The sequence below is a fragment of the Clostridium sp. DL-VIII genome (assembly GCF_000230835.1).
Classification (GTDB): domain Bacteria; phylum Bacillota; class Clostridia; order Clostridiales; family Clostridiaceae; genus Clostridium.
Window position 1 is genome coordinate 368,286 of record NZ_CM001240.1, and the last position, 22,830, is coordinate 391,115.

Here is a 22,830-nt window from a genome sequence, read left to right on the forward strand (position 1 = left end):
ATATAGATTGATTTTAAATTTTTATATGAAAATAATAATTTGAGTTGATTTCTATTAAAATATAATGAGATATAAATTGTTTATGTTATATTAGGAAATAGATAATATCAATCAGTTAAGGAGGGAAAAGACTATGGATGGAGCTATAACAAAAGTGTTAATCGTGGACGATGATGAAAACATAAGCGAAGTAATAGATATGTATTTAAAAAGTTCTGGGTATAATACTAAAGTAGCGTCTAATGGAAAAGAAGCACAGGAATTATATTTGGATTATAACCCCGATATAGTTCTGCTTGATGTAATGATACCTTATATGGACGGAATTGATATTTTAAAATGGATAAGAAAACAAAAGGAAACACCTGTTATAATGATTACAGCAAAGGGAGATACCTTTGATAAAGTTTTAGCCTTAGAAATTGGGGCCGATGATTATATAGTAAAGCCTTTTGAACCTAAAGAGCTATTAGCTAGGGTTAAGGCAGTACTTAGAAGGTATTCATCAGATAATATTCATAACGAGATAATAAAATTAAGTGATCTATCAATAGACTCATCTTCCTATAAAGTGATGTATAATGGTGAAGAAGTAAAAATGCCACCAAAAGAATTTGAATTATTATATTATTTAGCTAATAATAAAAATAAAGTTTTTACAAGAGAACAATTACTTTGTGAAGTTTGGGGATATGATTATCCAGGAGATTCAAGAACTGTAGATGTGCATATAAAGAGATTAAGGGAAAAACTAAGCAGCGGAGAACAATGGGAGATACAGACTGTATGGGGTGTTGGATATAAATTTGAGGTGAACTAAATGAAAAGTGGAAGCTTACTTCAAAAATTAATAATGACATTTATAATTATTTTGACCATAGTATTGGTTTTGCTCGCATGGAGTTTATCTATATGGTTCAGAATAACTTATTTTGATGAAACGAGAACACAATTTGAGCAAGATGGGGAATATATATCTAAAGCAATTAAAATATATAATACTGAAAAAAGTGATATAGAGTTAGATAAGTTAAAGGCTATAATAGATATGGCAAGTGTTGGAGCTAATTCAGATATTATTGTTTCGGATAAATCTGGTGATATATATCTGCATTCAGAATTTGAAGATAATAAAAACTTAGAGGATAAGCCAAGTATATCTGATAAGGATATGGCTTTGTTAAATGAAGGGAAACCTGTAGAGTATGTTAATGACTACTATACATATATATATCCGATAGTAGAAAATGGTGAATATGAGGGGTATATTGCAATGACAGCACCTCTATCTATAATAAGTAAGCAGCTACATAGAATATATTTGATTGTATGGATATCTGCATTAGGTGCAATGATATTTGCATCAGTGGTCTTATCTTTAGTTTCTAAGAAAATATTAATAAATCCTCTAGCTGAAATAAATAATGCAGCAAAAAGATTTGCTAATGGAGAAGTTAATAGGAGAGTTTATTTAGAATCACAAGATGAAATTGGAGAACTTGCAAATTCATTTAACATAATGGCTGAATCTTTAGAAAAGGTTGAAAATAATAGACGAGATTTTATATCAAATGTTTCTCATGAGTTAAGATCTCCAATTACGTCTATAAAAGGATTTATTGCAGGGATCATAGATGGAGTTATTCCTAAGGACAAGGAAGGATACTATCTGGATATTGTTTATAGTGAAATAAAAAGATTAACGCGGCTAATAAATGATTTACTAGACTTATCAGCTATTGAATCTGGTAAGCTAAAATTTGATATGAAAAAGATTGATATTAATGAGCTCGTTAGATTATGTGTTATAAATAATGAACAAAATATAAAAGAGAAACATATAACATTGAAAATAGATTTACAAGATGAAAATTGCTATGTTAAAGCTGATGAAGATAGGACAATGCAAGTCATAACAAATTTACTCGATAATGCAATTAAATATTGTAGTAGTGATGGATTAATACGTATTAGTACACACTATAAAGGATCAAAGGTTTTTGTACAGATATATAATAATGGGCCAAAAATTGCGGAGGATGAAATAAGACATATATGGAATAGGTTTTATAAGTCTGATAAATCTAGAACCAATAAGGTGAGTACTGGACTTGGTTTACCAATAGTAAGAATGATAATAATGCAGCAAGGTGAAGAAATATGGGTTAAAAATCATCCTAATATAGGTGTCACATTTACATTTTCACTAACAAAATATAAGAATAATAGAAATAAATAAACCCGCTAAGGAGGAAAAACATATGTTTTTAATAGTAGGTCTTGGAAATCCAGGAAAAGAGTATGAAGATACAAGACATAATATTGGCTTCAAAGTTATTGATAATATTGCTAAGGAGTATAATATTGAAATAAATAGGCAAAAATTTAAAGGAGTATATGGTGAAGGCTTTATAAATAATAATAAAGTTATGCTTTTAAAACCAACTACATACATGAATTTAAGTGGCGAAAGCGTAAGAGAAGTAGTAGATTTTTATAATCTTGAAAATAGTGAAGTTTTAGTTATATATGATGATATTAGTTTAGAAATTGGAAAATTGAGAATAAGAGATAAAGGAAGTGCAGGCGGTCATAACGGGATAAAGAGTATTATAGCGCATCTTGGAAGTGATATTTTCTCAAGAATAAAGGTGGGCATAGGACAACCTAATGTGGATCTAGTTAAATATGTGCTAGGGAGATTCACAAAGGAGGAAATGACTATTTTAAGTGAAAGTATAGACGCATCAACAAAAGCGGCAGAAGAAATAATAAGAAGTGACGTTAAGACAGCTATGAATCAATTCAATGGGTTTAAAGCAAGTACAATAATTTAAGGAAGGTGCATGGGATGAGATTAAAAGGGTTATTAGAGCCCTTGGAAAGTAGTATAGAATTTCAAAACATAAAGACAGGTGTTGAAAGTAAAAAATATCCTATTGGTATATACGGTGCATCTGAATCAGGTAAAGGATATATAGTAGGTGGAATGTTCGAGAATATCGATAAATCCATGGTAATTATTACGCAAAGCGATATAGAAGCAAAAAACCTTTATGAGGATTTGATATTTTACACTAATGAAGTATATTATTTTCCAATAAGAGAAATGGTTTTCTATAATATTGATGCTATTTCTGGAGATTTAAGATGGGCAAGATTAAAAGTAATAAATGAAATATTAAATAATAAGAAAAAGAAGATAATAGTAACTTCAATAGAGGCGTTTGCTTCAAAATATACTCCACATAGATCTTTTTTAGAGTATAGCATGAACTTTAAAGAAGGGGATGAAATTGATCTTACTGAGATTTCGAAGAAGCTACTTCAATCTGGCTATGAGAGAGTTGAAGCAGTTGAAGGGAAAGGTCAGTTTTCATTAAGAGGAGGAATATTAGATGTTTTTCCAACATGTTCAACTTATCCATATAGAGTTGAACTTTTTGGCGATGAAATAGAATCAATTAGGACATTTAATACAGAATCTCAGAGAAGTATAGAAAAGGTTAAGAAGATAAATATATTCCCAGCTAAAGAAATAATAATATCTGAAGAAATGTTGAAATATGGACGTGACAAACTTCAAGAAGAATTTAATGAAATTGCAGCACAAGACAAAGATAGCGAAAGAGTAGAAAAATTAAGAAAAATGTTAAATAAAAATTTAGAAGCTTTAGAGGAAACGTCATCATTTGAAACAATAGATAGTTATTTAACATATTTCGTAAAGGAACCAGAAAGCCTTTTTGACTATTTTAAGGATTATTTCTTCATAGTAGACAATGCTCAAAGATGTAAAGGCAAATTAGAATCTACTTATTTTGAGTTTGAAGAAAACTTTACAGCTTTTTCTCAGAGAGGAGATATATTTCCCGGGCAAGGAAATTTATTGCTTAATAAAGAAGAAATATTAGAATCATTTGAAGATAAAGATATGGCCTTTTTTGAAGCTTTAACTAAAACTAATGATTGGCTTAGACCACATTTAACAGTAAATATGGTTCAAGTGACATTAAATAATTATCAAGGTCAGCTAGATTTTTTAATTGATGATATATTAAGTAAGAAAAATGCAGGATATAAGACATTGATATTATCTGGAACAAGAGCTAGAGGGGAACGATTAGTAGGAACGTTAAGAGATAGAGGAATAGAAAGTGTCTATAGAGATGATGTTGATAAAATTGAATATGGAGAAGTAGTAATAACTTTTGGAAATCAGTTGAAAGGTTTTGAATACCCTGAGTATAAGGTTTGTGTAATATCAGACCGGGAAGTATTTGGAGAAGCAAAGAGAAAACTAAAGGCTAGCAAGTCAAAGAAAAAGGGTATCTCCAAAATAAAAAGCTTTGCAGAATTAAAACCAGGAGATTATGTAGTTCATGCTAATCATGGAATAGGTGTTTATAAAGGAATTAAGCAGATAGATGTTGGCGGACATAAGCGAGATTATCTAGATATAGTTTATGATAAAGGGGACAAATTATATGTTCCTGTAGATCAGCTTGATTTAATTCAAAAATACATTGGAAGTGAAGGTAAATCTCCAAAAGTTAATAAGCTTGGAAGTGCCGAATGGCAAAAAGCAAAGGCAAAAGCAAGGAAATCGATTAATGAGATAGCTGAAGATTTAGTTAAACTTTATGCAATGAGAAGTACTGTAAAGGGACACAAATTTCCTAAAGATACAGAATGGCAAAAGCAATTTGAAGATGAGTTCCCATTTGAAGAAACTCCAGATCAATTGACATCTTTAGAGGAAATAAAGCAAGATATGGAGTCAGATAAGCCTATGGACAGACTTTTATGTGGGGATGTTGGATATGGTAAAACTGAAGTTGCTTTAAGAGCAGCGTTTAAAGCAGTCATGGATGGAAAGCAAGTTGCAATTTTAGTTCCAACAACTATCTTAGCAGAACAGCATTATAAAAATATGAAAAACAGATTTTCCGATTTTCCGATAAAAATAGATATGGTTAGCAGATTCAGGACTGCAAAGCAACAAAAAGATATATTACAAAAGGTAAAAGAAGGAAATTTGGACATTTTAATAGGAACTCATAGATTAGTATCAAAAGATATTCAATTTAAGGATTTAGGGTTGCTAGTAGTGGATGAAGAGCAAAGGTTTGGAGTAAAGCAAAAAGAAAAGATTAAAGGTATTAAAAAAAATGTTGATGTTTTAACATTGAGTGCAACTCCGATTCCTAGAACACTTCATATGTCACTGAGTGGGGTTAGAGACATTTCTGTTATTGAAACTCCTCCTGAAGAGAGATATCCAGTTCAGACGTATGTTGTAGAACAAAATGATCAGCTTATAAGAGATGCTATCCTCAGAGAAATAGGCAGAGATGGTCAAGTTTATTTTGTATATAACAGGGTTGAAGATATTGAAAGAATGGCCAAATACGTACAAACGCTGGTTCCAGAAAGTAAAGTAGGTGTTGCTCATGGACAAATGGCAGAAAGACAGCTTGAAAAAGAAATGTATGATTTTATGTCAGGAGAGTATAACGTATTAGTTTGTACAACTATAATAGAAACTGGAATGGATATTCAGAATGTAAATACTATAATTATTTATGATGCAGATAAAATGGGATTATCACAATTATATCAATTAAGAGGCAGAGTAGGTAGATCTAATAGGATTGCATATGCTTATCTTTTATATACTAAAGATAAAGTTTTGACGGAAGTTGCAGAGAAAAGACTTAAGGCATTAAAAGATTTTACTGAATTAGGTTCTGGTTTTAAGATAGCTATGAGGGATTTAGAAATCAGAGGTGCAGGTAATATGATGGGATCATCTCAGCATGGACATATGGCATCAATAGGATATGACTTATACTGTAGAATGCTTGAGGACACTGTTAAGATCCTAAAAGGAGAAATTCAAAAAGAACCTATAGAAACAACTTTAGATATAAAGGTAGATGCATTTATTTCAGAAAGTTATATAGAAGATGAGATTCAAAAAATCGAAGTTTACAAAAAGATAGCTGCAATTGAGGGAATAGATGACTATAATGATATAAAAGAAGAACTAGAAGACAGATATTCAAAGATACCTGAACCAGTATATAACTTAATGGATATTGCTTATATAAAAAGTCAGGCTAAATCTATTTTTATAGAGGAAATAAAGGAAAATTCAAAAGAAATAATATTTAGATTTGCACAAGATGAAAATGGATATAAGAATATATTTAAAACTCTAATGGACAAATATAAAAACAGTGTGGTATTAAAGTTTGGAACAAACCCTTATTTTTCATTCAAGTTAAAATATATTAAGAAGGAAAATAAATTAGAATTTTTAAAAGAAGTTTTTAATGACATAATATTGTAACAAAGATATGATATAAAAGAAAAGTAACATAAATTAAATAGTTCAAAAAAATTGAATTATAAAAATAATATTGATATACTAATATTAGACTTTTTACAGTAAAGACTTTAAAAATACTATTGGTTGAGAAAAGTTCATCGTATTTTTAAGGGTTAAATCTAAAATAAGCGAGGGGAAAATTTTGAAAAGATTAAAGAAGTTTATTGCGATTATAGCTATTGCAGCAATTTCAGCTACAGCTATGGGATGCAAGATGATTGAGAAGACACCGGAAGCTATACAAAAAACAGTTTTGGCAACAGTTGGAAGTGAAACAATAACAAAAGGCGATTTAGATAAAGAAATTGGTGCTCAGTTAAAGCAACAATTTGGAGATGATTATGAAACTAATACTAAGGTTGCAGACCAAGTAAAACAAGCGAAGAAGCAAGGACTAGATAATCTGGTAACTGAAAAAATACTTTTACAAGAAGCTGATAAATTAGGACTAAAGCCATCTGATGATGAGCTTAATAGTAAGGTTGATGATACTATAAACCAATATAAAGCGCAATATTCTGAAGAAGGTCAATGGGAAAGCGTTTTAGGGCAAAGTGGATTAACTGAAGATCAACTTAGAGATTTAATAAAGAAGAGTAACATAGAGCAGGCAGTTCAGCAAGATATGGTAAAAGATGTAACTGTAACAGATGATGATGCTCAAGCAGAGTATGATAAAAATAAGGATTCTAAATATAGTACAGGAGCTGGAGCAAATGTAGCACATATTTTAATTGCTGAAAAGGCTAGTGATGGATCTGTAGATTTTGATGCATCATTGAAAAAAGCTAATGATATAAAAGCACAATTAGACTCAGGTGCAGACTTTGCGACATTAGCTAAACAATATTCAACTGATCCAGGGTCTAAGGACAAAGGTGGAGATTTAGGATTCCAAGCATATAATACAACACAATTAGTTCCTGAATTTGTAGATGGATTTAAAAATCTAAAAGAAGGAGAAATTTCAGCACCAGTAAAAAGCCAATATGGATATCATATAATTAAAGCTACTGGATTAAAAGCTGCGCAAGTGACTCCATTTGATCAAGTTAAAGATCAAATAAAATCAACTTTATTACAACAAAAGCAAGGTGATGCTTTTAATTCAAAGATAGCAGAATGGAAATCAGATTTAAAAGTAAAAACTTATGAAGATCGATTATAATTAATAATAATTATGTTTTTAAAGTATATTTAATACTTACAGCTAAGTTTATGAAATTAATAGAATAATAAAGAGACTGTTTTAAAATAATTAGATTATTTTGGAACAGTCTTTTTTGTCAAAAAAATAATTTATATAAAATTTGTCTATAAGTGTATAAAATTTCTAGAAATTCAAATAATAATATTGCAATCAATTAAAGAGTTCAAAGGAGGTTACATAACCAATGAAGGCAACAGGAATTGTTAGACGAATCGATGATTTAGGAAGAGTGGTAATACCAAAAGAAATAAGGAGAACTTTGAGAATAAGAGAAGGAGATCCATTAGAAATTTTCACAGATAGAGATGGGGGAGTAATTTTAAAAAAATATTCTCCAATTGAGGAACTTACTAATTTTTCAAAGGAATATTGTGAAAGTTTGCAACAAGTTATAGGTCATGTTGTATTAATTGCTGACAAAGATGCATTTGTTTCTGTAAGTGGAGCACCTAAAAAAGAGTACATAGAAAGAAAAGTAAGTAGCGAACTAGAAAAAGTAATGGATGGCAGAAAGACTGTATTATTAAATAAAGCTAGTAATTCAGTAATACCATTACATAATGATGATGATGAAACAACTTATACAAGTCAGGTTATATCACCAATTGTAGCAGAAGGAGATGAAATTGGTGCAGTAATAATTGTATCAAAAGAGGATGGAGAACTTGGTGAAGTTGAAACAAAGTTAGTTGAAACTGCAGCAGCATTTTTAGGTAAGCAAATGGAACAATAATATTAATAATTTATTCAAAGTGTGAAAATAAAAGGAATAATACCTCTAAACTTACAATAATTATTATTGTAACATGTAAGTTTGGAGGTGTTTTATGAAGAAGCAATCCTTAATAAAAGGAAGTATTATTCTTGGGACGGCAGGAATATTAACTAGATTTCTAGGGCTGTTTTTTAGATGGCCGCTGATAATGTTAATAGGTGATGAAGGAATAGGGTATTATCAGATGTCTTATCCACTGTATATGTTTTTTATAGCCATGGCCTCAGGAGTCCCTGTAGCAATGTCCAAAATAATATCAGAAAAGAATGCAACGAATGATATAGAGGGAAGTTTTGAAGTTATGAAGGAAGCTGCTATTTTGATGGCAATAATAGGGACAGGCACTACTTTAGCGTTATTCTTTTTTGCAAAACCGATAATACTATTCTTAAAGTGGGATTCAAAAGCATATTATTCATTGATAGGAATCTCTTTTGCACCAATTGTAATATCATATGTAACCATATTTAGAGGATTTTTTCAAGGACTTCAAAATATGACTCCGTCGGCAATATCACAAATAATTGAGCAGATTGGAAGAGTTATATTTGGAGTAGGACTAGCTATCTTTTTATTACCAAAGGGAATTGAATATTCTGCAGGAGGAGCAGCTTTTGGTGCTACTGCGGGAGCTGTTGTTGGAGGAACGTATTTATATTCCAATTATAAAAAGGTTAAAAAGAATTACAAAATTAAGAAGGTAAGAAACAATACTGAAATATTAAGTACAATATTAAGAATTGCAATCCCTATATCATTAGGTACAACAGTTGGAAGTATTATGAACCTAATAGATTCTATTTTAGTTCCGCAAGAACTACTAAAAGCAGGTTTTACAAATACTCAATCTACTGTTCTGTATGCACAATTGACAGGAAAAGCCTCGGTTATTATAAACATTCCATTAACCCTTTCTATGGCAATTTGTACATCATTAGTTCCTATTATAGCTGAGAATTTTGTACTTAAAAGAGAGAAGGGACTAAAAAATAAAGTAGATGCTTCTATTAAAATGTCAGCAGTAATAGCTATTCCATGTACTATGGGACTTTTCTTTCTAGCAGAGCCAGTAATGAAATTCATATTTCCGGGTAGATTTGACGGCATAGAAATATTAAAATACTTATCTTTATCTATACCATTTATAATAATTACTCAAACAACAACAGCAATATTGCAGGGGACAGGAAATTATATTAAACCTGTTATTAATTTATTAATTGGATGCATAATAAAGATTATATTAACTTGCACATTAGTTCCAATGGAAGCTTTTAATATATATGGTGCTGTTATAGCAAGCTGTGGAGCATATTCATTAATAAGTATTTTAAATATGATAGCTATGAAGTTTACATTAAAAATAAAGTTAAATCTATATGAAATATTAATTAAGCCAACATATGCAGCTATTATTATGATGATATTTGTGTTAATTAGTTATAATATTATATATAAGAAGACAATAAGTAATGGAGTATCTTGCTTATTATCCATATTCTTGGGTATGATAATATATATCATATTAATAATTATATTTAGAGTATTTAATGTGGAGGACATAAAAAGCAGATTTAAAACATATTCAAAAAGAAACTAGTCAGATTATGCTAATATATATTTGGGAGTGTGTAGTCAGGTTGCTTTATTTAAATATAAATAAAGTCAAGAGATTTAATATTATTCTATGTGACACAAATATAATAGCGTATATATTGAAAAGACGTTCATTTGATATGCATAAAGAAAAGTGAAAAGGAGAGAAACTCTAATGATTAAAATAATGGGACTAGGACCAGGGGCGAAGGAAGCATTAACTATAGGAACAATACAAGAACTTGAGAGTAATAAAAATATATTTTTAAGAACAGAAAAACATCCAACAGTAGATTACCTAAAGAAAAAGAATATCGAATTTAATACTTATGATGATGTCTATGAAAGTATCCAAAGTTTTGATGAAGTATATCTAAATATAGCTAACGATTTAATAAAAAAGCATGATGAATTAGGAAATTTAATTTACGCAGTACCAGGACATCCGTTAGTTGCAGAAAAATCAGTATTTAATTTAATTGAATTATGTAAGGAAAAAAATATAGAATATAAGATAATACCAGCCGTAAGTTTTATTGATGCGATGATTGAGAGCCTTAGAATTGATCCTATAGAAGGATTAAAGGTAATAGATTCTTTTGATATAAGAAATCAAATTTTAGATAAGAGAATAGGAACTATAATTACGCAAGTATACAATCCATTAATAGCATCAGAAGTTAAGTTAAAATTACTAGAATGTTATAATGATGAAACAGAAATATATTATGTAAGAGCAGCAGGAATAATAGGACAGGAAAGTATAAGAAAGATACCTTTATTTGAATTGGATATGCAGGAAGATATAGACTATTTAACATCTGTCTACATTCCTAAGGATCTTAATAATAAAAAGGATTTTAACGATTTACTAGAGATAATTGAAATATTAAGGGGCGAAAATGGTTGCCCATGGGATAAGGAACAAACTCATGAATCTTTAAAAAAAGCTTTGATAGAGGAGAGTTATGAAGTTATAGATGCAATAGATGAGGAGGATGATAATTCTTTAATTGAAGAACTGGGAGATGTACTTCTACAGGTTGTTTTCCATTCCTCAATAGGAAAAGAGGAAGGATATTTTGATATAAATGATGTGATAGAGGGAATATGTAATAAAATGATAAGCAGGCATCCTCACGTCTTTAATAATTCTAGTGGATTAAATTCCTCAGACGAGGTATTAGTAAAATGGGATGAATTAAAAAAGAAAGAAAAGGGATATACTAGTATTGCAGAAGAAATGAGAGGTATAACAAAAGGATTACCGGCATTATTAAGAGCACATAAGGTTCAAGAGAAAGCGAGGAAAGTTGGATTCGATTTTAAAAATGTAAATTTGGCTATAGATAAAGTAAAAGAAGAACTTAAAGAGGTAATTGATGTATATAATAAAGAAAATGTGGAGAAAATAATAGAAGAAGTTGGAGATGTACTATTTTCATGTGTTAATGTTTCAAGGCTTTTAAAAGTAGATGAGGAAATAGCATTAAATAATACTATAGACAAGTTTATAAAAAGGTTTGATTACGTTGAAAGAGTTTCAAAAGAAAAAAGTATTGAATTAACTAATAAAAATTTGGATAAAATGGATAAACTTTGGGAAATATCAAAAAAACTAGATTAATATATAATTAAAATAGAGGAATTTTCTAGTTTATGCAGAATAATAAAATATAAAGAACTATATTGTAACGATTTATTGGATTATTTAGTTATATATAGGAAAAGAAAGCGTTTTTCTATAGACGGGTAGCTGAAGAGGTTATATAATAAAGAAGTGCAATTTAGTACATAAAGAAAACAGTTAAACAATATATAACTGGATTTTAAGGAGGATGTTATTGTGAATAAAGCAGAATTAATTACTAGCATGGCAGAAAAAAGTAAGTTAACAAAGAAAGATGCAGAATTAGCATTAAAATCTTTAATTGAAAGCGTTGAAGAAGCATTAGAAAAAGGAGAAAAAGTTCAACTAGTTGGTTTCGGAACTTTTGAAACAAGAGAAAGAGCTGCTAGAGAAGGAAGAAATCCTAGAACTAAGGAAGTTATAAAGATTCCTGCAACAACAGTGCCAGTATTTAAAGCTGGAAAAGAATTCAAAGATAAAGTTAACAAGTAGTAAAATACAAGTTAAACGGAGTAATATGAACCCGAGTTTTTCTCGGGTTCTTTTAATAAGATGGAATTAAGAAAAATACATTAATTTGTTATCATATTTGTCATAAGTGAAGGAATCAATTGTAAATTTTTTACTGAACACAAAATTATGTAAATGAGCTTAGCTGTATAGAAAATTGTTTATGGCAGATTTAAATTTATATTTTTTTATTGTACATAAAAGGAGGAAGTTATGAGATTAGATAAATACTTAAAAGTATCGCGTATCATAAAGAGAAGAACTGTAGCAAAAGAAATAAGTGAAAGTGGTCGTATAGTAATCAATGATAAAGTAGCAAAGCCTTCAACAAAAGTGAAAGAAGGAGATATAATTCAAATAACCTTTGCTAACAAAATATTAAAAGCTGAAATAACTAATATAGCAGAACACGTAAGAAAAGAAGATGCAAAGGAAATGTATGAAATCATTGAAGGAGAAGAAGATCAAGAGTAGAAACTAATTGAGTTTATCTACTCTTCTTTAATATGTTTTTATAAAATTATTATTTACAAATTAATTTAACATAGAACAAACTCAACTCATTAAATATTCTACATTCTAAATTATGAAACATAAACATATATTGTATAAGAAAAATAAATGGAGGAATCTTTAATGGAGAAAAGAGTAGAAAATAAAGTAGAAGAGAGTAAATCCAATTTGATTCTAGAAAATAGAAAAAAGTTAGCATTAAGTGGTGTTATTGAAGTTATAAGTTTTGATGAACAGAAAATAGATTTAACAACTAATTTAGGAAACTTAACTATAAAGGGAGAAGAGTTAAAAATGAATAAATTAGACGTGCAAAATGGTGATGTTACAATTGCTGGAAATATTGCGTCTATAGTTTATAATGGGAAGATATCTAAAAAAAGCAATGAAAGTATAATAAGTAGATTATTTAGGTAGGAACATATCATGCTATTAGGATTAAATATGCAGGTCAATATTGTTGTATATAGCTTAATTGCAGGAATAATAACAGGAATATTATTTGATATATATAGAGGAATAAGAGGATTGAACTCTATAAAAATATTGCTCATAATAGAAGACCTGTTATTTTGTATACTTATTGCTTTAATTGTATTTACTTTTTTATTATATACGAATTACGCTTTTTTAACTCCCTATGTATATATTTTCATAATTATTGCTGTTCTAATATATTTTAAATTCATTAGTAAATATTTTTATACTGGTGAAATAATAATTATAAAGTCATTTTACAAGTTATTTCGAATATTATTAAAGAATATATTGTATCCATTAAAAATAATTGCATATAAAATTGCCGATAAACGGAAATAAGAAAAAATTACTTGAATAATAGTGATATAGTGTTTACAATAGACTTAAGAGAATTTGCAAAATAGAGGTTCTATAGATGAAAAAGAAGCTAATATTAAAAAGAGTAGTAATTATTGGGTTTATTATTTTCTTTGTTTTTAGTTATATTAGGCAAAGTATAACCACGAATAGAATTCAAAAAGAAATTGCAAGTAAGCAGTCTCAATTAGATGAAGTCAAACAAAAGAATGAGAGGCTTCAAGATGAAGTTGATAAAATTAATTCAGACTCATTAGATTATCTCGAAAAATTAGCAAGAGAAAGACTTGGAATGATTAAGCCAGGTGAAAAGGTTGTTAGTGGTGAGGTAACGAATGGAGGTTCTAATTAACTTTCAGCATATAGAAAAGCTTATAAAACTCTGGTATCATAACAGCTAAGTAATAATTAAATAATAATTAAATGTGTATTCTAAATTAAAGAACATCTGCATAGCAGAGCTAGTTCATAAATTTTATATATTTTTAAATTTAAGGAGGAATCTTTTAAACATGACCTTAATGGCAGGAAACATAGTAGAGGGCACAGTGATAAACATTACGAATTTTGGAGCTTTTATTGAAGTTGAAGGCAAAACTGGATTAGTTCATATTTCAGAAGTCGCAGATTCTTACGTAAAAGATATTAGGGAACATCTTAATGAACAGGATAAAGTAAAGGTAAAAGTCATTTCAATTGATGATAATGGCAAAATCAGCCTTTCAATAAAGCAGGCAAATGTTCAAAAAAAGTCTGTTAAGCCAGCAGAAATTGATTGGAAGTCAGCTGATAAGAAGAAGACTAATAACTCAGGAAATTTTGAGGATATTATGTCTAAGTTTTTAAAAGATAGTGAAGAAAGAATGCAAGATGTAAAGAAACATCAGGAATTTAAAGGTAAGGGTGGAAAGAAAGGCAATTAAAATTTTTAGTCTTATTACACATAAATAAAAGAATTTTAGTAAATTTTAAATGTAGGATAAATTATTGAGAAATCAATTAGGTTTTTCAAAATTTATTCTACATTAATTAATGCCTAAATAATTACGCGATACTGTTTACATAGATACATATAAAAGTTAATTTATGTATGTTGAAAAATTAGATTATTATATGTTATAAAATATTGTTGACAGCATAAAGATTATATATTATAATTAGCTTTGTTGTCGGCACTTGATGTGTAACAATATGCCGAAGTGGCGGAACTGGCAGACGCACAGGACTTAAAATCCTGCGGTGGTTAAACACCGTACCGGTTCGATTCCGGTCTTCGGCACCATATATATGATAAAAGATAATAACGCGGGGTGGAGCAGTTGGTAGCTCGTCGGGCTCATAACCCGAAGGTCGTAGGTTCAAGTCCTGCCCCCGCAACCATTGATATGGCGGAATAGCTCAGCTGGCTAGAGCACTCGGTTCATACCCGAGGTGTCGTAGGTTCAAGTCCTATTTCCGCTACCAATATGTGCCGAAGTGGCGGAACTGGCAGACGCACAGGACTTAAAATCCTGCGGTGGTTAAACACCGTACCGGTTCGATTCCGGTCTTCGGCACCATGTATATGATGAAAAATAATGACGCGGGGTGGAGCAGTTGGTAGCTCGTCGGGCTCATAACCCGAAGGTCGTAGGTTCAAGTCCTGCCCCCGCAACCACACAAATCAAATGTTCTTATAAGAATATTCAAATTAATATTTGAAGTGTCGTAAATTCTTTGTATATTTGATTGAAATGTACATACCGAAGTAGCGGAACTGGCAGATGCACAGGACTTAAATTCTGCGATGGTTAAACATGGTACCGGTTCAATTCCAGTCTTCGGCACCATATATATGATAAAAAATAATAACGCGGGGTGGAGCAGTTGGTAGCTCGTCGGGCTCATAACCCGAAGGTCGTAGGTTCAAGTCCTGCCCCCGCAACCATACAAATCAAATGTTTTTGAAAGAATATTCAAAGTAATATTTGAAGTGTTGTAAATTCTTCGTATATTTGATTGCAATGTACATGCCGAAGTGGCGGAACTGGCAGACGCACAGGACTTAAAATCCTGCGGTGGTTAAACACCGTACCGGTTCGATTCCGGTCTTCGGCACCAAAAGACTTAAGCAAATGCTTAAGTCTTTTTTGTTGTATATTTTTTGTGTTTCGATATTATTAAGAATAAATTATAAAGTTAGAATTGATGATTAGGTATAGATTTGTAGAAATCACAGCAACTTTGAAAGTAATTACAATAATTGAGGATACTAGGGAATAATTTGAACAAGCTATTCAAAGTCTATGATATTATGCAATAAATAATTATATATAAATTTCTAATATAGTGATATTAACGACAAATTAATAATTGAATGAAAGAGAAGAAAATCAAGCAATGAGTGGACTTACGTTGTTTATTGAAATTTATAAGTAAAATCTTATCTAAGGAAAATAACCTATTAAATCATTAGATATTAGAGAAATTTAGACGAAGTTGTCCTACGAAAAAATCAGGTGAGAAACATCTTATGACATTTATCGTAATACTAGGGTGCTATAATCAAATTACATTATTTGGAAACGAGGCGAGCTAGTGTGCAATATGGATTAAGTGTAAATAAGTGTAAAGAAGTAATAAATGTAAAAAGGAAAACTTGGATAAAAGCTTCTGTAGTAAGGTTAGGAGTAATTTTAGTGGCAGGAATTTTATTAGGAAGGGTAAATTTGCTGCTAAATCAATTAGACAGGCTTGGAATAGCTCCTATTGGAATAGCATATCTAATTGCGGTTGTCGTGCGCGAAGATAGAAAAAACGGTTTTGTCGCAGCAATTGGAATTGCTATAGGATACCTAACAATTAACCAATTGTTATCAGATAGATATGTGTATTTAATAGCCGTGATTTTAATAACAATATATTATGTATTTATTTCGTCAGCGAAGAGAAAGAAAAGTGAATTAGTTGGTTTTATAATAATTTTGAGCAGTTTTTTTCTCTATGGTCTTTTAGTTGATAAGTATGAGTTAGGAGTAAACATAACTTTATGTTTAATACAAACATTAATTGTTGTGCCAATATATTATGTTATAAAATATGCGTTAAATTCTTTAGATGAAATTAATACTAATTATTTCTTTTCGTCAGAAGAAATAGTTAGTATAGGAATACTTTTGTGTCTATTAGTTTCTGGAATAGGAGATATCAATGTATTCAATTATTCAATAAGAAATATATGTGCCTTAACATTAGTTTTTACAATAGCCTATGTGGGAGGCGCAACATACGGTGCTATGATTGGGGTATCTATGGGAATAATGCTTGGAGTTTCATCCAATGATATGATGTACAGCGTAGCATTTTTCGGCGTAGGAGGACTCATAGTTGGTATATTTAAAGATACAGGAAAAATATTTTCAATACTTTCAGGTATAATTATTTATTTTGCATTAGCATTATACTCTAATGCAGTAACATTAAAATTGGGAATTGAGGTTTTAGCTGGTTCTATCTTATTTTTGTGTATTCCAAAACCTGTATATAAAAGTATTGAAGTTGAGATAAATCCATATAGAAAAAAAGCATCATTAGGTGAAATTCAATTAAATTCAATAAAGGAGGAATTTACCTTTAAGTTAAAGGAACTTACCAATGTACTGACTACTATGTCTAAATGTTTAGTAAGTACTAATGATAATGAAAGTTTATTAATTAAATCGAAAGGAAGTGCGCTAGTAGAAAATTTAGCAGATAGGAGTTGTTCAAATTGTGAAAATAAATTTATATGCTGGGAGAGGGATTTTCATCAGACATTTAATTCCTTTCAAATGTTAATACAAAATTATGAAGATGGAAACTTAGCTATGCCAATAGATTTACAAAAGAAATGTGTTAAGAATTTTACACTTTTAAGGTGTACGGAAGGAATTGTTAACAATTACAATGTAAGTGAAGCTATAAAAGAGAGATTAGCGGAAGGCAGAAATATGATATCAACTCATATCTCTAATATATCGTGTGCATTAGATCGTCTTTTAGATGACTTTAAAAGAGAAGTTTGTATAGATACAGAGTTGGAGAGAATTGTAAAACGAATATTAAACAAAAATTTAATCCATTATAATGATATTTTTTGTTATATAGATAAGAATGGGAGGTCTAAAATTAGGATAAGTATAGATAGCTATCAAGGTTCTGACTATTGTGAAAAAAATATAATATCTTTATTAAATAATACTACAAGGATGAAACTTTGTATTGAAGATAATGGATGCAGTGTTAACCCGAAGACAAACGAATATATTGTTACATTAGAGGAAAAACCTAAATATTATATAGTGTCATATGGTGCTATAGAATCTAAAAGTGGAGAGTATGAAATAGGGGATAGCTATACCTTTGGGAAAACTGATACTGGAACGTATATGACAATATTAAGTGATGGAATGGGATCTGGCCCGGAAGCAAGAGAAGAAAGCAAATCGACCGTGGAGATGGTGGAAAAGCTCATGGAAGCAGGATTTAACGAAGACATAACAGTAAATACAGTTAATTCTATAATGGGGATGAGATTTGCAGAAGATGAAAAATATGCAACATTGGATTTAGGAAAAGTTGATTTATATACAGGGAATACAATTTTCATAAAGATAGGAGCAGCACCTAGTTTTATAAAGAGAGGGCGTGAAGTAAAGGCCGTTAATTCAAAAAATTTACCTTTTGGGCTTGTAGATGAAGTAGATGTAGAGGTTATAAAGGAAGTATTAAGGCCCGGTGATATTTTGATTAGTGTAAGCGATGGGGTACTGGATATAGATAGATTAAATTCAGAAAAATCTACTTGGGTTGAAGAGTATTTAAAAAAGGTCAATGGGGATCCAAGAGAGTTATCTGAAAAAATATTGGAAAGAGCAAAACAATTAAGTAATGGTATCATTAAAGACGATATGACTGTTGTAGTATCAAAAGTTTATTTGGAAAGTTAATAGATAAATTTTATCAATGATTTTATCCACAGAAAGAGTATTAAGAGCTGTTTCAGAATTTTAATTTATAAATTAGTTTTGAAACAGCTATTTATAGTTTTAATGGATAATCTAATTGTTTTCGTATTAAAATAAATTTTGCAAATAAGTATTTACAAAGTATACTTAAAATATGTTAAAAAATTATATTACAAGTTTTAAAGAATAATGTTTATATGTAAAAAATATATACGTAAAATGTATTATACGGTATTATATTTAATATAATGTTATGAATAAATAGGAGTGTTTATTTTTGTATAAAAAAGTACTATCTTATGTCAAAGATAATAATTTAATAGAAAGTGGAGATAAAATTTTAATAGCTCTTTCTGGAGGCCCGGATTCTATGTGTCTTTTAAATATTTTATATGAATTAAAGGAAGAGTTGAATATAGACATAGCAGCAGCACATTTAAATCATCTCTTAAGAGGAGAAGATGCGTTACGAGACGAAGAATATGTAATTGATATTTGTAACGAAATGGGAATAAAGTGTTTCACTAAGAGAGTAGATATAAATGCATATGCTAAAGAACAAAAGCTTTCTTCTGAGATGGCAGGAAGAAGTGTTAGGTACAATTTTTTTGATGAAATTTTAAATCAGGAGGGTTTTAATAAGATTGCTACTGCACATAATGCTAATGATCAAGCAGAAACAATTTTGTTTAGGCTTATGAGAGGAACTGGACTAGAAGGTCTTGGTGGAATTAAAGCATTTAGGGATAACAAAATAATAAGGCCAATTTTGTGCTTAAGCAGAAATGAAGTTGAAGAGTATATAAAACTAAAAAAAATATATCCTAGAATAGATAAGACTAATTTTGAAAGAACCTATAATAGAAATAAAATAAGATTAGATATATTGCCATATATGAAAGAAAATTTTAATGGGGATATAATACAAACATTAAGCAGAATGTCGGTGCTATTGCAGAAAGATAACGAATTTCTAGAAAATTTAGCTCTAGATTTATATAATAATTGTTGTATAGAATATGATGATTATTTTATAATAAAAAAGGAAATATTTAAGAAAGAAGAGGCAATTGTTAACAGAGTTCTAAGGCATGCTATAACTAAATTTTCGCAATCGGATTATGATTTTGAAATGAAACATATATATAAAATTTTGTATCTATCAAAAAATGATTCAGGGAAAATAGTAGATTTGCCTAATGGTATTTATGCTGAGAATATTTATGGAGATATATACATAAAAAGCAAAGAAAAAAAACGTACTATAAAAAATGAAAAAGAAGAAATAATTTTAATTAAGAATAATATAAATAAAACTACAGTTAATTTTGATGGATTTAATATTAAATTTTACGTAATAGAGGATTATGATAAAGATAAAATAAACCTGAAAGAAAATAAGCTGATAAAGTATTTTGATTTTGATAAAATAAATAATAACATTTCAGTAAGATATAGGAGAGATGGAGATAGAATTATTCCATTAGGTATGAGTGGAAATAAAAAACTAAAAGACATTTTTATTGATATGAAAATTCCTAAGGAAGAAAGAGATAATATTCCAATTTTATGTTTTGATGAAAAGATTGCATGGATTATTGAAATTAGAACATCAGAAGAATATAAACTTACAAATAAAAGTAAAAATATATTAAAAGTAGCTATTGAGAGAAAGGAATATTAATATGAAACAAGATATACAAGAGATATTATTTTCAGAGGAAGTTTTGGCTAAGAGAATTAAGGAGCTTGCGAGCGAAATAAGCAAGGACTACAAAGGAAAGAATTTACTTGTAGTGGGGATTTTAAAGGGATCAGTGCTGTTTGCTGCAGAATTAATAAAAAACATATCAATACCATGTGAAATAGACTTTATGGCAGTATCTAGTTATGGAAATTCTACAGAAACATCTGGAGTTGTAAGAATTTTAAAAGATTTAGATAATAGTATTGAAGGTAAGGACATTTTGGTAGTGGAAGATATTGTTGATACAGGAGTTACATTGACATATTTGCTTAAATACTTGGAAGCGAGAAAAGCTAATAGCATAGAAATAGTATCGCTTTTAAATAAGCAAACGAGAAGAATTTCTGATTTAAAAGTTAAGTATGTTGGTTTTGAAGTTCCGGATGGATTTATAGTAGGATATGGAATAGATTATGCTGAAAAGTACAGAAATTTACCATTTATAGGAATATTGAAGCCAGAAATATATGAAAAATAGAAACTGCAATCTTATTGTAATAAGAATATTCCTATGATAAAATTTTAAATATGATGAGAGAGGGGGGCCTTGAATGAAAAAATATTCAAGTGCAGCTGTATGGATTGTATGTGCAGTTATGCTAATTTTAGCAGCGGTTACTATGTGGGAAACAGGAAAAGGTTCTAATGATATTGCATATAGCGCATTCGTACAAAAGTGGAATGCAGATGAGATAGAGAGTATCGTCGTTAAAGAAGAAAGTATGACAGTAGAAGGAAAGACTACTGACAATAAAACTTTTATTACTTATGCACCTAGTGAGCTTATTGGTTCACTAATAGAAAATCAGCCTAAATCAAATGTTACAGTGGTTTTTGATAAGCCATCTAATAATGGAACTTGGATTGCAACATTGATTCCGTTTGGTTTTATGGCAGTGCTTGTTTTTGTATTTTTATTTATATTTACACAGCAGTCCCAAAGTGGAGGTGGGGGAAGAGGTGTTATGAATTTTGGAAAGAGCAAAGCCAAAATGGTAACTCCTGATACCCAAACAGTTACATTCCAGGATATTGCTGGTGCAGATGAAGAAAAGGCAGAACTTGAAGAAATAGTCGATTTCTTAAAGCTGCCAGCTAGATATATACAAATGGGAGCAAGGATACCTAAAGGAGTGTTGTTAGTTGGACCTCCAGGAACAGGAAAGACATTACTTGCAAAAGCTATAGCAGGAGAAGCAGGAGTCCCATTCTTCAGTATATCCGGTTCAGATTTTGTTGAGATGTTTGTTGGTGTTGGTGCATCTAGAGTTAGAAGTCTGTTTGAAGAAGCTAAGAAAAATTCTCCTTGTATAGTATTTATAGATGAAATTGATGCTGTTGGAAGGCAAAGAGGCGCTGGACTTGGCGGCGGACATGATGAAAGAGAACAAACTTTAAATCAACTTCTTGTTGAAATGGATGGATTTGGTGCAAATGAAGGCATCATAATGATAGCGGCTACAAATAGACCGGATATATTAGATCCAGCACTGCTTAGACCAGGAAGATTTGATAGACAAATTATTGTTGGAGCACCTGATGTAAAAGGAAGAGAAGAAATTCTTAAAGTACACACAAAGAAGAAACCTCTTAAGGAAGATGTAAGATTAGATGTACTTGCTAAAAGGACACCAGGATTTTCAGGGGCAGATTTGGAAAATCTAACAAATGAAGCTGCTTTACTTGCAGTCAGAAGAGAGAAGAAACAAATATCAATGGCTGAAATGGAAGAAGCAATAACTAAAGTAATTGCAGGACCTGAAAAGAAAAGCAAGGTAATAACAGAACACGATAGAAAATTAACTGCATATCATGAAGCTGGGCATGCGGTGGTTATGAGGTTACTTCCTAATTGTGATCCGGTACATGAAATAAGTGTGATTCCAAGAGGTAGAGCTGGTGGATATACAATGCATCTTCCTAAAGAAGATACCTCTTATACATCAAAATCAAAATTAGAAGACGAAATGGTTGGACTTTTAGGTGGAAGAGTAGCTGAAAAGCTAATTATGGGAGATATAAGTACTGGTGCTAAGAATGATATTGATAGAGCAAGTCATATAGCTAGAAGCATGGTGATGGATTATGGGATGAGTGATGAAATTGGAGCTATATCTTATAATACACCAGGTCATGATGAGGTTTTCCTTGGAAGAGACTTAGGAAAAGGAAGAGATTTTAGTGAGGAGATAGGCTCAAAGATAGATAAGGAAATAAAGCGATTTATAGACGAAGCTTATGATAAGGCAAGCAATTTATTGAAAGAAAATGTGAATAAGTTACATGCAGTTGCGCAGGCCTTAATTGAAAAAGAAAAACTTGATTCAGAAGAGTTTGAGGAAATATTTGTAAATAATTAACTGCTGCAGAGTAGTTTAGATAATGCATTATGTATATTTTATATGTAATGCATTATTTTTTATATTCTTAATAATATAAGTTCTCGAGTTTAGAATTTTTTATCTTATAAAGGTTAAAAATATATGTAGAGAAGTTATAAAAATTTTATTCGACATTAATACGAATATTTAAACTAAATTTGCATTAATTATTCGAAAATAACTTTTATTGCAGAAAGCGAAATGATATAATGTAAATACAGTAAATGATTTTTGGTTAATATTAGGAGGAAG

18 protein-coding genes and 7 tRNA genes are annotated in these 22,830 nt (G+C 30.0%); all 25 read left to right on the top strand.

The genetic code is table 11. From position 1 onward, the window contains the following. Positions 1–133: 133 nt before the first annotated feature. Positions 134–820 (top strand): response regulator transcription factor, encoded by a 687-nt coding sequence (locus tag CDLVIII_RS01710; protein WP_009167747.1) that lies wholly within the window; start codon positions 134–136, stop codon positions 818–820. Then, complete coding sequence (locus tag CDLVIII_RS01715; protein WP_009167748.1) at positions 821–2,239, top strand: HAMP domain-containing sensor histidine kinase; 1,419 nt, start codon at positions 821–823, stop codon at positions 2,237–2,239. Positions 2,240–2,261: 22 nt separating this feature from the next. After that, positions 2,262–2,837: an aminoacyl-tRNA hydrolase gene (gene pth / locus CDLVIII_RS01720; RefSeq protein WP_009167749.1), complete on the top strand. Its 576-nt coding sequence runs from the start codon at positions 2,262–2,264 to the stop codon at positions 2,835–2,837. 14 nt (positions 2,838–2,851) lie between these two features. Continuing rightward, complete coding sequence (gene mfd / locus CDLVIII_RS01725; protein WP_009167750.1) at positions 2,852–6,355, top strand: transcription-repair coupling factor; 3,504 nt, start codon at positions 2,852–2,854, stop codon at positions 6,353–6,355. Between the two features lie 181 nt (positions 6,356–6,536). After that, on the top strand, positions 6,537–7,562 hold the full coding sequence (locus CDLVIII_RS01730) for a peptidylprolyl isomerase (protein WP_009167751.1): 1,026 nt from the start codon (positions 6,537–6,539) through the stop codon (positions 7,560–7,562). 226 nt (positions 7,563–7,788) lie between these two features. Then, on the top strand, positions 7,789–8,337 hold the full coding sequence (spoVT, locus tag CDLVIII_RS01735) for a stage V sporulation protein T (protein ID WP_009167752.1): 549 nt from the start codon (positions 7,789–7,791) through the stop codon (positions 8,335–8,337). 94 nt (positions 8,338–8,431) lie between these two features. After that, positions 8,432–9,979 carry a polysaccharide biosynthesis protein gene (locus CDLVIII_RS01740; protein WP_009167753.1) on the top strand — a complete coding sequence of 516 codons (1,548 nt, stop codon included), beginning with the start codon at positions 8,432–8,434 and terminating at the stop codon, positions 9,977–9,979. Between the two features lie 171 nt (positions 9,980–10,150). After that, entirely contained in the window at positions 10,151–11,602 is a 1,452-nt protein-coding gene (gene mazG / locus CDLVIII_RS01745) for a nucleoside triphosphate pyrophosphohydrolase (RefSeq protein WP_009167754.1), read from the top strand. 219 nt (positions 11,603–11,821) lie between these two features. Next, a complete protein-coding gene (locus CDLVIII_RS01750) occupies positions 11,822–12,097 on the top strand; it encodes an HU family DNA-binding protein (protein WP_009167755.1) in 276 nt (91 codons plus the stop codon). 231 nt (positions 12,098–12,328) lie between these two features. Next, positions 12,329–12,589, top strand: a complete 261-nt coding sequence (locus tag CDLVIII_RS01755) for an RNA-binding S4 domain-containing protein (RefSeq protein WP_009167756.1) — start codon at positions 12,329–12,331, stop codon at positions 12,587–12,589. A 162-nt stretch (positions 12,590–12,751) separates the two neighbouring features. Next, positions 12,752–13,045 carry a sporulation protein YabP gene (gene yabP / locus CDLVIII_RS01760; protein WP_009167757.1) on the top strand — a complete coding sequence of 98 codons (294 nt, stop codon included), beginning with the start codon at positions 12,752–12,754 and terminating at the stop codon, positions 13,043–13,045. Positions 13,046–13,054: 9 nt separating this feature from the next. Further along, positions 13,055–13,447: a spore cortex biosynthesis protein YabQ gene (gene yabQ / locus CDLVIII_RS01765; protein WP_009167758.1), complete on the top strand. Its 393-nt coding sequence runs from the start codon at positions 13,055–13,057 to the stop codon at positions 13,445–13,447. A gap of 76 nt (positions 13,448–13,523) precedes the next feature. Further along, positions 13,524–13,817 (top strand): septum formation initiator family protein, encoded by a 294-nt coding sequence (locus CDLVIII_RS01770; protein WP_009167759.1) that lies wholly within the window; start codon positions 13,524–13,526, stop codon positions 13,815–13,817. Between the two features lie 160 nt (positions 13,818–13,977). Beyond that, complete coding sequence (locus CDLVIII_RS01775; protein ID WP_009167760.1) at positions 13,978–14,388, top strand: S1 domain-containing RNA-binding protein; 411 nt, start codon at positions 13,978–13,980, stop codon at positions 14,386–14,388. Between the two features lie 270 nt (positions 14,389–14,658). After that, a tRNA-Leu gene (locus CDLVIII_RS01780) sits at positions 14,659–14,747 on the top strand. Positions 14,748–14,769: 22 nt separating this feature from the next. Then, positions 14,770–14,845, top strand: a tRNA-Met gene (locus CDLVIII_RS01785). 7 nt (positions 14,846–14,852) lie between these two features. Next, a tRNA-Met gene (locus CDLVIII_RS01790) sits at positions 14,853–14,929 on the top strand. A 6-nt stretch (positions 14,930–14,935) separates the two neighbouring features. After that, positions 14,936–15,024, top strand: a tRNA-Leu gene (locus CDLVIII_RS01795). A gap of 22 nt (positions 15,025–15,046) precedes the next feature. Beyond that, a tRNA-Met gene (locus CDLVIII_RS01800) sits at positions 15,047–15,122 on the top strand. 194 nt (positions 15,123–15,316) lie between these two features. Continuing rightward, positions 15,317–15,392 (top strand) — tRNA-Met (locus CDLVIII_RS01810). A gap of 84 nt (positions 15,393–15,476) precedes the next feature. After that, positions 15,477–15,565: transfer RNA gene (locus CDLVIII_RS01815), tRNA-Leu, on the top strand. A 479-nt stretch (positions 15,566–16,044) separates the two neighbouring features. Then, positions 16,045–18,432, top strand: coding sequence for a stage II sporulation protein E (gene spoIIE, locus CDLVIII_RS01820; protein ID WP_009167761.1), 2,388 nt, complete (start codon positions 16,045–16,047; stop codon positions 18,430–18,432). Between the two features lie 295 nt (positions 18,433–18,727). After that, positions 18,728–20,134, top strand: coding sequence for a tRNA lysidine(34) synthetase TilS (gene tilS, locus CDLVIII_RS01825; RefSeq protein WP_009167762.1), 1,407 nt, complete (start codon positions 18,728–18,730; stop codon positions 20,132–20,134). Between the two features lies 1 nt (position 20,135). Then, the gene (hpt, locus tag CDLVIII_RS01830; protein WP_009167763.1) at positions 20,136–20,675 is read left to right on the top strand and encodes a hypoxanthine phosphoribosyltransferase; all 540 of its coding nucleotides are present in this window, start codon (positions 20,136–20,138) and stop codon (positions 20,673–20,675) included. Positions 20,676–20,748: 73 nt separating this feature from the next. Continuing rightward, complete coding sequence (ftsH, locus tag CDLVIII_RS01835) at positions 20,749–22,557, top strand: ATP-dependent zinc metalloprotease FtsH (RefSeq protein ID WP_009167764.1); 1,809 nt, start codon at positions 20,749–20,751, stop codon at positions 22,555–22,557. Positions 22,558–22,830 lie beyond the last annotated feature (273 nt).